The following is a 12598-nucleotide window of genomic DNA, read 5'->3' as shown; positions in this document are numbered from 1 at the left end:
TCCTTGGTGCGATGGTGTTACTCCATTCGCACCAAGCTGAGCAAGGTGTAAGTTTCAACACTTGCATTCACCTTAAGCAAACGCATCAATACGACGTCTTGCCCAATACCGTGATGATTCAACACGATGAGCTTAGGTTTCGACAACAAAACACGTGCAATCAGAATCTGGTTATACAGCGTTTTGTCTAAATGGCGTCCGAACTCAGCAACCGCACAATCCAAGCGCTCTGGACTGATACCAACAAACAGACACACATTGCTTACCTCCTCTTCCGAGGCTCGACGATTACCATATCGTATGTTGGTCAAAACCGTACCTCGAAACAGCTGGCATTGGTCATCGATGATATAAACATGCCGGCGTAATGAAGAATTGTTGATGGTTCGAATATCCATTTTCTCCAGCGCCACGTCCCCCATGTAGTCGGTCACGATCCCACTCAATACAGTGCAAATCGCGGTTTTGTTGACTGGGTCGATGCTCGACAGATCAATCGAACGCCCTTTGAAGATATTGACCGATAAATTTTCACCGGAGAACGGAACGGAGAAGTTCTTAATGCACAAACACAAAGCAAGATCAGTATCGATTTGATGAATTTGACGCTTGTAATTACCCCGCGTGCGACTCATCGCCAACTCCAACCGCTCCTTGGCGACATAGTAAGTGATGGCATAGCCCCAACTGATAGTGATATCTCTTAGCGCGTTAAATAACAAACCGATGATCAGCATCAGAGTGCCGAAATTTTGCCCCACCGGATGCTCTTGCCAAACTTGGTGAGTGAACAATAACGCAAGAAGAATACAAAACCACATTGCCGTTTGCTGGGTGAGAACAGCTTGGAAAACGCTATTTTGCTTTGATGTATCACCCAACATCTCGCTGCAGCGATTAAGGCGTCGCCCTTCACGTTTAATCTGACGAAACTGATTCACACTTTGGTAGCCCATAATGCGCTCGCATAAATGCCCGCTCAAACGACCTCGGTCAGTGCGCAGTGTTAAAGCAAGTTCGGTTAAGCGTGGCGTCAGCGCCAAAGACAATGAAAAAAGCCCAGCAACCACCCAAGACACTTGCCAACTAAAACTCGGCCACAAGTAGAAGATCAACACGAGATAGCCAATAAATGAAAACCCGCTGGTGACTAACGTCGCCGCCCCTAAACTCGCCCAGTTTTTAATGTTGTTACTGTCGGTGATCATTCGACTCATCGACACACCAAGCCTTCTTGGAGCTTGCTCGTTCTTAGGCGACATCAACTCGGTATAGAGTTGATGTCGTATGTCTTTTAAGTAATGCTGACCAAGCTTCTCGCCCAAATAGCTTTCGACTATCGTCAGCAAGTACGCCCCAATTCCCAACAGCAAGAAAAGCACTAGGTTATTAAATTCCGCATGATGCCAAAGCGTATCGAGCACCAAGACATTCCCGACGTTGAGTGCGGAGATGATCAATCCTAGTATCACTAACTGAACTAGCCAGCGTTTTCTCACGCCGGAAAAAAGGGCGTGCAGCTTCATGCGAGTTCGAGCTCCGGTGTCATGCTTGGAAAGTGCAGTAAAGACTTCGAAATACTGGGCTCAATAAGCAAATCTAAGCCATAAACCGGCGTGTCTATCTGTTGTGTAATCTCACGGGTAGACAAGGGGGACGCACACACAATACCGCTGACAGCGGAGACGGAATAACCTTGATTACTCAACCACTGGACGCCTGCCGTTGCACCTAATGACTCTCTCGCCGCAAAAACGACGTTTGGGAAGCGGGCCTTAAACTCTCGATTCTCAAGCAATTCTCTGGTTTCTTTCTGGAAGATCCCGTCGGCGATCTCAACCACAATGGCGTTACACCCAAATCGAATCAACTCCTGAGACAGACGATCGACAATATTCATCAGGTCAAAACTGTTTACTTTAAAGGTGGTGGCGTGACCTGCATCTGTGAAATCAAGCGCAATATAAGCACCGGAGTCTTTCATTAACCAAAGGTCGCCGCCTGCCCCAGTTCCTGTCACTTTCATCGCGCCAACACGATAACCGGCCTTGTTCAGACCTCTGATGATGTGCGCGGCAGAAGTCGTTTTGCCTGCGTTCATAGAAGTGCCAACCACCGCTACGCTCGGGACGAGATCAACCAAGTTCGATTCATCCACAGCGAAATCAGACACGTTAATGATTTTGCCCGAGTAGTCAGCAATAAGACCAATAGGTTGAATGACCGTTGGCGATTTGGTTTTTGAATGCCAAGAGATCGCTTGGGCAGCAATCCCACCCGCTGCCACCATATGGCACTCTTCGAGTGAACCTGGTACAACAGCTTCAAACTGATCCGGCGCATAACGATGCCCATACGCCAAGATAATCTCGTCCCCTTCAAACAACGCGGCACGTCGTCCGTCCGTTCTCTCTCCAAATTTGTGATGACCAATTTGCACAATCTTGGCAAGTACTAAGTCACCAGTTTTTGGTTTGCTAACATCTTTGCCTCCTATCAGGGACTGCATTAGCTCAAGAGGAACACGACGGGTTACAAAAGTTCGCTTAGCCGAAGCGATACGGTAAGCCTGACTCAACATAATCATAAGAATTCTCCATTTCTACCATCTGTAGAGATGCGTTTTTCAACTTAATTTCCGACTTAGTGATATCAACGCCCTGCGTATTTGGTCAGGTTTTGCGCTGACAGAAAGCACTGTAGAAAACCAAATGTGAAGCAGTTGTGAAGAACTGATGGTTTGAAATAAAAGATTCACAAAACTTATTGGTCAGATTCCAAATAGCTGCTAACCAATTGAATTCTCGCTCCTCTTGATATGACGAAATTTGAATCTCAATTTGAGAATCTACCCTTCTCGTTTTGACTCACTTTGAAAGGTAAGATTTAAACCACTGAATTTTAATAGGTTTATTTCTGGCATACAGACTGCAATGAACTGGATAAGCAAAATTAAGGGAAATGCGTCGAGGGCTCAGGAATGAAAAACTCAGAGACTAAAAACTCAAGCAATAATGGCAACGTGATCGTTCACATCGTTCAGCATCTTGCTCCAGGCGGTTTGGAAACTTTGGTGCTTGAGATGCTTCGCTTTGCCAAAGCCGAAGACTCCGTTTTTGTTATCAGCCTAGAGGGAAACAAACAAACTGCGCTAAATCATTGGGATAAGTTGGCGGGCTTTGAAGACCAACTCCACTTTCTAAACAAGCCGTCTGGTTTGCATCTATCAACCTTCAAGGTTTTGAAAGCAAAATTAAAACAACTGAATGCAAACGTCGTCCATACACATCACATTGGGCCGTTGCTGTACGGTGGCACCGCAGCTCGTTTGAATGGCATCAAAACCTTGATCCACACTGAGCATGATGCGTGGCATTTAAACAATAAAAAGGCCGCGAGACTGCAATCGACGCTTCTTAAAGTGCTTCGCCCTCAAGTCGTGGCAGATGCAGACTTTGTCGCTGATCAAATTACGAATAAGTTGGGATATCAGCGCGTAAGCACCATCCATAATGGAATCGACTGCGAGAAATTCACCGATGGCAATCCACAAAAAGCACGTGAGTTTTTCTCTCTTCCTACCGACAAGTTCATTGTGGGTACCGCGGGTCGCTTGGAAACGGTGAAAGGACAAGAGATCCTCATCAAAGCCTTTTCTCATCTGCCAAAAAACACCCACCTTGCGATTGCTGGTTGCGGCAGCCAAAGAGGCATTCTAGAAGCACAAGTTCGCACACTTGGGTTAGAAGACCGAGTAACTTTCCTCGGATTAGTAAGCGACATGCCTCGTTTTTATCAAAGCCTAAACGTGTTTTGCCTGCCTTCGCTTCAAGAAGGTTTCCCTCTATCCACATTGGAAGCACAGGCTTGTGGCGTACCTTGTATTGCAAGCGATGTTGGCGCAGTGAAAGAAACACTATGCCCACAAATTGGAGCGCTCGTTGAGCCGAACAAAGTGCCTATGTTGGCAGATGCGCTATCGCAGCAATTATCACAAACACCCCAATCACCGAGAGCACACATTCTTAAGCATTTTGACATTCGTAATATGGTGAACCGCTACGCGACATTGGCTCAGGGAGAGAACGCATGATTGATCTACTATGGACGGCTGGTTTTGTTTTGTCTGCGCTACTGATTATCTACCATCACGTCGGTTATCCTTTGGTTTTGAATTGGTTATCGGCACGCAGAGAACAACGAAAAGCGAAAAAGAATGCAAGAAAACAAAAAGCAAAAGAGCGCTGCTACAAAGCTTCAAAACGTGACTGCACACTGCCAAGTGTCACGGTGATCGTTCCTGCTTACAATGAGGAACAATGGATAGCAGAAAAAATCCGTAACCTAGCAAGCCTAGACTACCCGAGAGATAAACTGGCCGTAGTCATTGCTTGCGATGGCTGTACAGATAACACCGCAGCGATTGCACAAGATACGATTCAAGAAGCCATCTGTGCAGATACCCTGTTCATTGTTCATGACCATGAGGTAAACCGCGGTAAAGTCGGATTAATCAACGCGGAGATGGAGAGCATCACTTCAGATATTACTGCATTAAGTGATGTGTCTGCCCTCGTCTCTTGCGATTCGCTTTTGTTAGCCAGTCAGCATTATCAAAATGAGAAAGTAGGTGTGGTGAACGCAACCTATCAAATCATGGCGACACAGAACCAAGGCGAAGCAGCTTACTGGCAATATCAATCGAACGTGAAATACAAAGAGTCATTGATCGGCTCAACCATTGGTTCTCACGGCGCATTCTATACCTTCAGAACCAAACTGTTTTCGCCATTAGAGCCTGAGATCATCAACGATGACTTCATTTTGCCAATGCGCATTGTGCTTCAAGGTTATGACTCCGTTTATGAGCCAAAAATGTTAGCCATCGAACTGGAAGAAAGCTCAGACAGTTCAGACTTCAAACGTCGCCTACGTATCTCGGCGGGTAACATGCAGCAGTTCTTGAAATTGAAAAAACTGCTATTACCCCGCTATCGTGGCACTGCATTTGCATTTCTATCGGGAAAGGTACTGCGTCTTGCGACTCCTTACCTAATGATTATGTGTTTGGTGAGTTCATTACTGCTGATTCACTACCCAGCGTTTCAATTTCTGATGCTGGCACAACTGGCAGTCTACTCAGTTGCTCTCATCACTTACTTAGTACCAGTATTAAATTTGTTTAAGCCATTTAAGTTAATCAGTTACTTAGTGGTTGGACACATAGCTAACTTCGCAGGCGGACTACGCTACCTACTTGGAATGGAAAACGGACGCTGGAAGCGCGTTAATCAATAAGGAAAGCATCATGAAAACTTCACGCTACGACTCAAATATTCATTTAGCAAAACGCGCTTTCGATGTAGTTGTTTCACTGCTCATCTTGCTCGTCACCATGCCGATTATGCCTTTGATTGCGTTAGCAATTGTGATGAACTCAAAAGGCCCTGTGATTTATCGTCAGCTTCGTGTTGGACGCTGCACACCAGAAAAAATGGACCTGTTTGAAATTATGAAATTTCGAACCATGTATGTGGATGCAGAACAACGCTCTGGTGCGGTATGGGCTTCTGAGAACGACCCACGTATCACTCCGGTTGGACGCTTCCTACGCAAGACTCGCTTGGATGAGCTTCCACAACTGTTCAATGTGCTAAAAGGTGAAATGTCTATGATTGGCCCTCGTCCAGAACGCCCTGCTTTCTATCAAAAGTTGGAAGACGAAATCCCTTATTTTGTTGAACGCACTTACGGTGTGCTACCTGGCATCACAGGTCTAGCGCAAGTGAACCAAGGTTATGACTCTTGTATCGAAGACGTTCGTCGCAAGGTAGGTTTCGACCACAGTTACGCACTGAGCTTGAGTTCTTTCTACTCGTGGATTTCCATGGACATTGCCATCATGAGCAAAACACTAGTAGTGATGATTGACGGTCGCGGCCAGTAAACCATAGAGGCTTAAGTAATTAGAAACAATCAAAGAATGAAGAACCGTTACTCTTGCCATTGGCGGCGCATATTCTCTATCGTCGCTGATGGCACACCATGAATGCTCTCATACTCACCTTGGCAAACCTGCACTTCCACTTCAATCTGCTTTTTCTCGCAATACTTTAGATACCGCTTCATCTCCCAATGGCGAACAAACGTGTTACTGACGATCACCGTCTTTCCTTTGCTTAGCCATTTGCGGGTTTGTTGAAAGCACCATTCATGCGCATCAGCCAGCTTTGTGCCATCAAAATGGTATTCGCCAATTTCATTCTCAAAATACATGTCAGCTTCAAAATGTTTTGCTTTGAGCTGTTTGGACAATTTCTTGGCAAGTGTCGTCTTACCAGAGCCCGGTAAACCACGGATTAGAAGAAGTTTTGCGTTAGACATAATGGGATGATTTCAGTGAAAAACCAGCAAACTGTACGCTATTTTTATAGAAAAGAAAGCGAAAGCAACCACAAGGTTTTACCATTCTCGGAATCCTGCTCCCATTTGTGTAAATAATCGCGATGCGCCATTAATTTTTGTTCCCTCCTGCCGCATTTGAAACTAGAATGCGCGCGCATTTATTGAGCCCTAAAAAGTCACTAAAAGTTAGGCACTTATAAATCAAAACTCAATATCTGTGAGCTTTTAGATAAAGTTAATCTCAACCAACTCGCCATCCAGACGACGATGGCATTTCATAAGGGTTTAGTCTTTGAAAAGAAGTCTTCTTTCAATCCTTGTCGCTTCGCTGCTGTTTGGCTGCGGAGGCGATGAAAACAAACACTCAACAAGCATCACGCCTCCAACGGTCGAACCAGATTTACCGCCTGATCAACCAGATATTGGCGTAACGACCTACCAAGGTAAGCTATTCATTAACGGTAAACAGATCACTGGTGATATTCAGTGTGATGGGCAAGACATCAGTGAGTCTGGTTACTTCACCTATGCAGCTTCAGAAGGCCATTTTGATTGTCAATTTGGTGGTGTGACTTTAGGTGAGTTCAGTTACCAGATCCCTGAGCAAACTCGTATGGGTTCACAGCCAGCTGAATTAACGCAAGCCTATGACCTAAAAGACGTACTCGGCCAACACGCAAACAACGCCACTAAGTTGTTGAACAAGATCGACACGTGCCCTACTCAGGACACACAAGTGTGTTTGGATGAAATCAACAGTTATGACATCCAAGACTTGTACGAAAGCGACGATCAAGCTGCGATTGATGAGTTCCTCAATCCAAGTGTCGCAAACGAAGGTGAACAACCAAGCGCGCACGTTGACCCAGAACTTCAACCAGAAGTCACTCCGGGCGCAAGCAACAACTTAACGGGGTCGTTTGTGTCTGCCAATGCAGAGGCGACTTACGAATACAAACCAAGTGCTGCCAACAAACCGTTGACTAAAAGCCGTTTGACCGACTCGCAAGGAAATGCGCTTACTGGCGTCGAGTTCTTTAGCCAATCCGCACGCGGAATCACGGATGCCAACGGTGAATTTGAATACCTTTGGGGTGAGAACCTGATCTTTGGTATCGACACCTTTACTCTAGGCCAAGTGAAAGGCAATAAGGTCAATTACCAACTTGCGGATTTAAGCGACAACCCATTGGTGAAACAGAACCTTGATGCGTTCGTTCATCGCTATGGTGTGTCTTCTGACAACCATATTGAGATCAGCGATATCGTTCGTCAGGTGTTTGCTCAATATCCGAACGTTATTAACGAGCTGATCAATCTGAGCCTACCTAACGGTGCAAAAATTGAAGGCACGAACTTCACCACACCAAATGAGTTCGAAGCGCAATTCAGCCAAGGTTTAACACAAATCATTGATGGGCAACTAAAGCAGACGCCTCAATGGTCAGGCTTTGCTGCACCTATGCTGCGTACGGTTCGTGCTTCTGGTAGTAATTATGTCACGCAGTCTCTTCATCAGATTTATGCTGGTGTGGATAGCGTGCACGTCTTCCATGATAACCATGGTTGGGGTGGCTCTGGTTACACACGTGCGATGCGTAACTTCAACCTAACTAACGAAGCCTTCCCTGTTCTGATGCCACGTAACGACAACAGTTACTGGCTCCCTTTTGGTCAAGAAGCAGCGTGGACTCGTGGTTCAGGCAAAGATCAAAAAGCTTACATTGTGGATGCCACAACCATTGATGAAAACTCAACAGTGGTGATGCAGCGCCCAGAAGTGATTTCCAAACAAACTGCGACCTTTAATCTACCAACCATGACGGCAGGTATGATTGGCTCGGGTAAAGTGGTGTTCTTGGGTAACGCGATGTACACCTCTATCTTCTCTTGTCCAGAAAACTACTGGGCAGGCGCAGATCTGGGCATCGACAGCGAAGCGCAGCAATGTCGTTACAGCACGCCTCACAACCAAGAAGCACAAGATGCGGATACTCGTACTGATCATGGCAACATGCAAATCATGTTCAGCAACTTGATTGATTGGTTAGTGCCGAATGCAACGCAAGAATCTGTCGCGATTGCCACCAACATCAATAAAGGTCACGCATTCCGTTGGGATCGCAAAGAAGGTCAAATCTACGATTTCTTTGTCAATCCAAGCTATAAATTAGGTGAAATGGACGTATTAAGCAGCGGCCAGTTTGATTCACTAGATCCAACCTCTACACCACTGCTTTTGCTTCAGTCTTACGAAATCAAAACCGATGGCTACGCGACAAAATCCGTCGTGTCTGACATCAACCAACCTAAGTTGGACGCCGATGACGTTACAGCACTTATCGAGTACATAAACAACGGTGGTAGCATCATCTTCTTTGATGCTTTAGAAGAAAGTAACCCAGAGCCAATTGCTCGTTTAGCAGATGCGGCAGGCGTTTCTGTTGGCGGTGCGAACGTTGCCAAGACATTCCAATCCTTGTGTACTGATAGCTATTGGTGTCACAGTACATCAGGCCCGAACGTACCTAACTTGCATACCGTCGCAGAGCATGATCTCGTGGTTTATGAACGTTATGCAGACACGACTAAGATTGAGATCAATGACAACGGTACGGTGACATGGCCGGGCAATATCGACATGCCTACCCTTGAGATACCGCTATACAAAGTCTCCATTGATGGACAAGAGCATCAACGTTATGCATTCCACATGGTGAAATCGGAACAAGAGAAAAAAGCAGCAATCGCAGAGCTTCAACGCGAGTTCCCTGGCGTTCCGGTGTGTAAAGACGATTACCAATACGAAGTAAACTGTATTGAAGTGCGCGAAGGTCATGGCATTCCAAGCCGTGGTAACCACCATCGCCCAGACTTTACTCGTTACGAAATGAGCCCTGAAGTCGTGGATAGCATGGTAAAAGCGGCGAACTTAGGTGCCAGCATAGATCGTCTACTTTCTCACGAGCTTTACTACCGCAGCAAAGGGGAAATTGGTGAACGCTTGTCGCAAGCTGAGCTAACTTCAACCTACGACAACCTATCCGTTTGGCTTTGGAATGACGAGCAGTACGAATTCAATCCAAACGTACAAGATGAGCTTGGCTTCGAACGTGCGGTCGAAATGCTGAACTGCTACACGAGCAACGCACATCAAGGCGGTAATGTTTGTGGTCAAGAGACGCGAGAGCAACTTGCTAAATGGTCAATGATTACTGAATCAGGCGAGCTGAACCCATCTTACCCTCTGAACTGGATGGAGAAACCATTAACACGCATGATGCTTGGCCGCTCCTACTGGGATTTAGAGATCAGTGTTGATACGACAGGCTACCCGGGTCGCCCTGTTCAATCAGCCAGTACAGCGAGCGTTGCGATTCATACCGACAACAAAACCGTGATTGGTACGGCAGGCAGCATGCAATCGACAGGCTTGTGGGCGCCACAACTTGAAGAAGTCACCATCTCTGGTGGTGTAAAAGCGTCTATCAATGTTGCATTGGTTGATGACCTAACAGGCCGTGCAAACCACGAACTGAGCTTGAAACGCCCACCACGCGTGCAAAAGACTTTCCAATATGACGGTTCGTCTTTGAGCTTCAAAGTACCTTACGGTGGTTTGATTTACATTCAACCGTTAGAAGTGGATTCACGTGACGTTGTGACGTTTAACTTCACTGGTGTGCTTCGTGCGTCTTGGTGGAAAGACGGTGCTTGGTTAAACCCAATCAACACTGACGTCCCATTGGCAGAAATCGATTCAGGTCATTTCGTCTACACGACGCCAGTGAAAAACGTACTGGACACAGACGTACCTAAGTTTGCCGATGAACTGAACGCATTCGCGAACCATGCGAGTGATTTTTACGGACGTGATCAAGTCACGGCAGAAGGAAAACACCGTCGATTTACTTATGACGCCCTGCTCGCCAACCGACATCGCTTCGTGAATGATGCGCAAATCTCGATTGGTGCAGCGCACTCAGGCTATCCAGTTCAAAGTAACAGCTACTGGCCTACATGGACTGTCGTGCCATCAAACCCAACCAATGACTGGTTACTATGGCATGAAGTCGGACACAACCTTGCTTCAGCGCCGTTTATGATGGCAGGCTCTACTGAGGTCACCAACAACATTCTTGCCCTTTACATGCAAGAGCAGCGCGAATCAAAGCCATACATGGACCGCATTGCGAGTGATCTATCCAAGTCACCTTTATGGCTCGATCGCTTTGAAGGCCATGCTTGGAGTGAAGCGGATGTCGGCATGCGCTTAGCGATGTTCGGCCAGTTAAAGCTTTGGGCAGAAGACCATTTCAACATCGATGATTGGTATGCGAATCAAGCCGAGAAGCCGGGTATCTTTGGCGAAGACCAAGGTTGGAACTTCTTCAAACTCGCACACCGTAAAGCACGTGGTGACAGTATTGGCGACCAAGGCATTAACTACTGTTCTGCACAAGGCAGCCAGTTAAGCCAAGGCGATCTCATGATGGCATGTACCTCATACCTGACCGGATACGATCTGACAGATTACTTCCGTATGTGGAACCCATCAGAAACCAAAGCCAACCTGCCAAATGGCACTGTTGATTACTCTGGTGGTTTAACGCCTGCCGGTTTCAACGCGGTTGCGACGATGGATTTACCGAAACCAGATAAATCCCCTTTTGAGTATTTGTCTGTTAAGTAACGCGTAAGACGATAAAAGCCGACAGAATTCGATTCTGTCGGCTTTTTTGTATCACTCAGCTTGTTTTGGCAAAGTGCCGAAAAAGTAAACTACAAGGCCATCAGCTCTCGCTTAGTTTGCTTATCCAACTTTTCTATCGCATATCGAAACGCCGTCCTCGGCATCTTGCTATGGTGACGTTTCAAGTAGTCCACCACTCGCTCCGGTTCTTTTTGCGCCAGCACTTTGAGCATCCAGCCATAGCCTTTTTGCACTAAGTAATGGTCATCTTCAAGCAACAAATCCGCTATGTGAAAAGGCTCAGTCCCTTTATACAGACCTTTATTGATCGGATAGATAAGCGTCACAGCGGCTGCTCGCCTCACGGCAAAGTTATCACTCTTAACCCACTCCAATGTGCGAATAAACAGGCTGTTGTCCTGAGCAATAAGCGCACCGAATGCGTGGGTGCAAAAATCATCACAATCATTCCAATCGGTAATGTATTGATAAAGCCAAGATTCGAATCGATCGTACGTAGCGGCGTCATACTGCTTTTTCACTCTGAACGCCCAATCAAAAGCAATCACGCTTAACGCCCAATCGCGCTCTGCTAGCAAAGTTTCACACTGCTCAAAAACGAAGTCTGCTTGCTTAGTGTCTAAACCTCGAAAACCATCGGCAGAGATCGCTCTCACCAAGCCCGTGCGCACTCGCTTATCTGGGTATCCAATCTCACTTAACTGTTGAGTTAACGTTTCTACAATACTCATTGTTTTTCTTTCTGTACTTCCATTTCGATACGTTTAGCGTGAGTTACTTTGTTGGCGAGCGACTTTGCTCAAAAGAAAGAGTGACATCTTCTATCAGCTACATCCACCTTGAGTCCGCGAATACTTCATTTTTGCCAATTCAATCATATTTCCGTGGTTTATGTATTGTGCTGACAAGAATCCAAATTGGAACGGGACACGAATATTTACATATCTCGTTGTAATCAGTTTAAGAAAGAGTCGGTCTGCCATAAGGAACCTTCACTACTCAATAAAGGAATGAAAATGAAAGAAACGCTCCAACCAAAGCTTCAACGTCAGTTGGGATTAGGACTGTTAGCATTGCGCTTAAGTATCGCGTTGGTATTTATCATGTGGGCGCTAGATAAAGTGCTGGTACCAGAGCATGCAATGAAAGTGTTCTCTGGCTTCTATGGCTTAGATATTTCGAGTGGATTTTCTGTCGCGTTAGGTATTGCCCAGTTGGCGTTCATCGGGATTTTTGTGGCTGGACTTTGGAAGAATCTGACTTATCTTGCGATTCTGGTATTACACGCAGGCTCGACTTTTTCTTCGTTCGCGAAGTACCTAGACCCGTTCAACAACCTGTTATTCTTCGCGGCGTGGCCGATGCTTGCTGCGTGTTTCGCTCTCTACCTATTGCGAGATCATGACATCTATGTGTTGAGAAAACAGCCTCAAGCGGTTACGGCTTAATTCACCACCAGCGAACGAGACACAATAAAAA

Annotated in this window: 9 protein-coding genes; 5 read left to right on the top strand and 4 right to left on the bottom strand. The window is 46.2% G+C overall.

Annotated elements, in window-relative coordinates; translation table 11 throughout:
* Window positions 1-17: 17 nt before the first annotated feature.
* Together VCHENC03_RS12925 and VCHENC03_RS12930 are read right to left on the bottom strand one after the other, a co-directional pair.
* The gene (locus VCHENC03_RS12925; RefSeq protein WP_009706054.1) at window positions 18-1526 is read right to left on the bottom strand and encodes an ABC transporter transmembrane domain-containing protein; all 1509 of its coding nucleotides are present in this window, start codon (window positions 1524-1526) and stop codon (window positions 18-20) included.
* Entirely contained in the window at window positions 1523-2587 is a 1065-nt protein-coding gene (locus VCHENC03_RS12930) for a molybdopterin guanine dinucleotide synthesis B family protein (protein WP_009706053.1), read from the bottom strand. Before VCHENC03_RS12930 ends, VCHENC03_RS12925 begins: the two co-directional genes overlap by 4 nt.
* A gap of 393 nt (window positions 2588-2980) precedes the next feature.
* Between VCHENC03_RS12930 and VCHENC03_RS12935 the strand changes: the two genes are divergently transcribed.
* Genes VCHENC03_RS12935 through VCHENC03_RS12945 form a run of 3 tightly spaced genes read left to right on the top strand, consistent with a single transcriptional unit; the run spans window position 2981 to window position 5947 of the window.
* Window positions 2981-4093 carry a glycosyltransferase gene (locus VCHENC03_RS12935; RefSeq protein WP_009706052.1) on the top strand — a complete coding sequence of 371 codons (1113 nt, stop codon included), beginning with the start codon at window positions 2981-2983 and terminating at the stop codon, window positions 4091-4093.
* Window positions 4090-5298 (top strand): glycosyltransferase family 2 protein, encoded by a 1209-nt coding sequence (locus VCHENC03_RS12940; protein ID WP_009706051.1) that lies wholly within the window; start codon window positions 4090-4092, stop codon window positions 5296-5298. The genes VCHENC03_RS12935 and VCHENC03_RS12940 overlap by 4 nt, the downstream gene beginning before the upstream one ends.
* A 10-nt stretch (window positions 5299-5308) precedes the next feature.
* The gene (locus VCHENC03_RS12945) at window positions 5309-5947 is read left to right on the top strand and encodes a sugar transferase (protein WP_009706050.1); all 639 of its coding nucleotides are present in this window, start codon (window positions 5309-5311) and stop codon (window positions 5945-5947) included.
* A 47-nt stretch (window positions 5948-5994) separates the two neighbouring features.
* On the opposite strand, the gene VCHENC03_RS12950 is transcribed toward VCHENC03_RS12945, so the two are convergent.
* Window positions 5995-6384: an ATP-binding protein gene (locus tag VCHENC03_RS12950; RefSeq protein ID WP_009706049.1), complete on the bottom strand. Its 390-nt coding sequence runs from the start codon at window positions 6382-6384 to the stop codon at window positions 5995-5997.
* A gap of 313 nt (window positions 6385-6697) precedes the next feature.
* On the opposite strand from VCHENC03_RS12950, the gene VCHENC03_RS12955 reads away from it, so the two are divergent.
* Complete coding sequence (locus VCHENC03_RS12955; protein WP_009706048.1) at window positions 6698-11098, top strand: SslE/AcfD family lipoprotein zinc metalloprotease; 4401 nt, start codon at window positions 6698-6700, stop codon at window positions 11096-11098.
* An 89-nt stretch (window positions 11099-11187) separates the two neighbouring features.
* On the opposite strand, the gene VCHENC03_RS12960 is transcribed toward VCHENC03_RS12955, so the two are convergent.
* Window positions 11188-11850, bottom strand: coding sequence for a DNA alkylation repair protein (locus VCHENC03_RS12960; RefSeq protein WP_009706047.1), 663 nt, complete (start codon window positions 11848-11850; stop codon window positions 11188-11190).
* Between the two features lie 285 nt (window positions 11851-12135).
* On the opposite strand from VCHENC03_RS12960, the gene VCHENC03_RS12965 reads away from it, so the two are divergent.
* Window positions 12136-12567 (top strand): hypothetical protein, encoded by a 432-nt coding sequence (locus VCHENC03_RS12965; protein ID WP_009706046.1) that lies wholly within the window; start codon window positions 12136-12138, stop codon window positions 12565-12567.
* The last annotated feature ends 31 nt before the right edge of the window (window positions 12568-12598 follow it).

Source organism: Vibrio sp. HENC-03, assembly GCF_000305755.2.
GTDB classification, from domain to species: Bacteria; Pseudomonadota; Gammaproteobacteria; order Enterobacterales; family Vibrionaceae; genus Vibrio; species Vibrio owensii.
The sequence above is the reverse complement of the archived record's forward strand: the minus strand, read 5'-3'. Positions and strand labels throughout refer to the sequence as shown.

Excerpts from the sequence above, each read along its gene's own strand:
- VCHENC03_RS12945 (WP_009706050.1), top strand. The coding sequence starts at position 5,309 with ATGAAAACTTCACGCTACGACTCAAATATTCATTTAGCAAAACGCGCT.
- VCHENC03_RS12960 (WP_009706047.1), bottom strand. The coding sequence starts at position 11,850 with ATGAGTATTGTAGAAACGTTAACTCAACAGTTAAGTGAGATTGGATAC.
- VCHENC03_RS12940 (WP_009706051.1), top strand. The coding sequence starts at position 4,090 with ATGATTGATCTACTATGGACGGCTGGTTTTGTTTTGTCTGCGCTACTG.
- VCHENC03_RS12925 (WP_009706054.1), bottom strand. The coding sequence starts at position 1,526 with ATGAAGCTGCACGCCCTTTTTTCCGGCGTGAGAAAACGCTGGCTAGTT.
- VCHENC03_RS12965 (WP_009706046.1), top strand. The coding sequence starts at position 12,136 with ATGAAAGAAACGCTCCAACCAAAGCTTCAACGTCAGTTGGGATTAGGA.
- VCHENC03_RS12935 (WP_009706052.1), top strand. The coding sequence starts at position 2,981 with ATGAAAAACTCAGAGACTAAAAACTCAAGCAATAATGGCAACGTGATC.
- VCHENC03_RS12930 (WP_009706053.1), bottom strand. The coding sequence starts at position 2,587 with ATGATTATGTTGAGTCAGGCTTACCGTATCGCTTCGGCTAAGCGAACT.
- VCHENC03_RS12950 (WP_009706049.1), bottom strand. The coding sequence starts at position 6,384 with ATGTCTAACGCAAAACTTCTTCTAATCCGTGGTTTACCGGGCTCTGGT.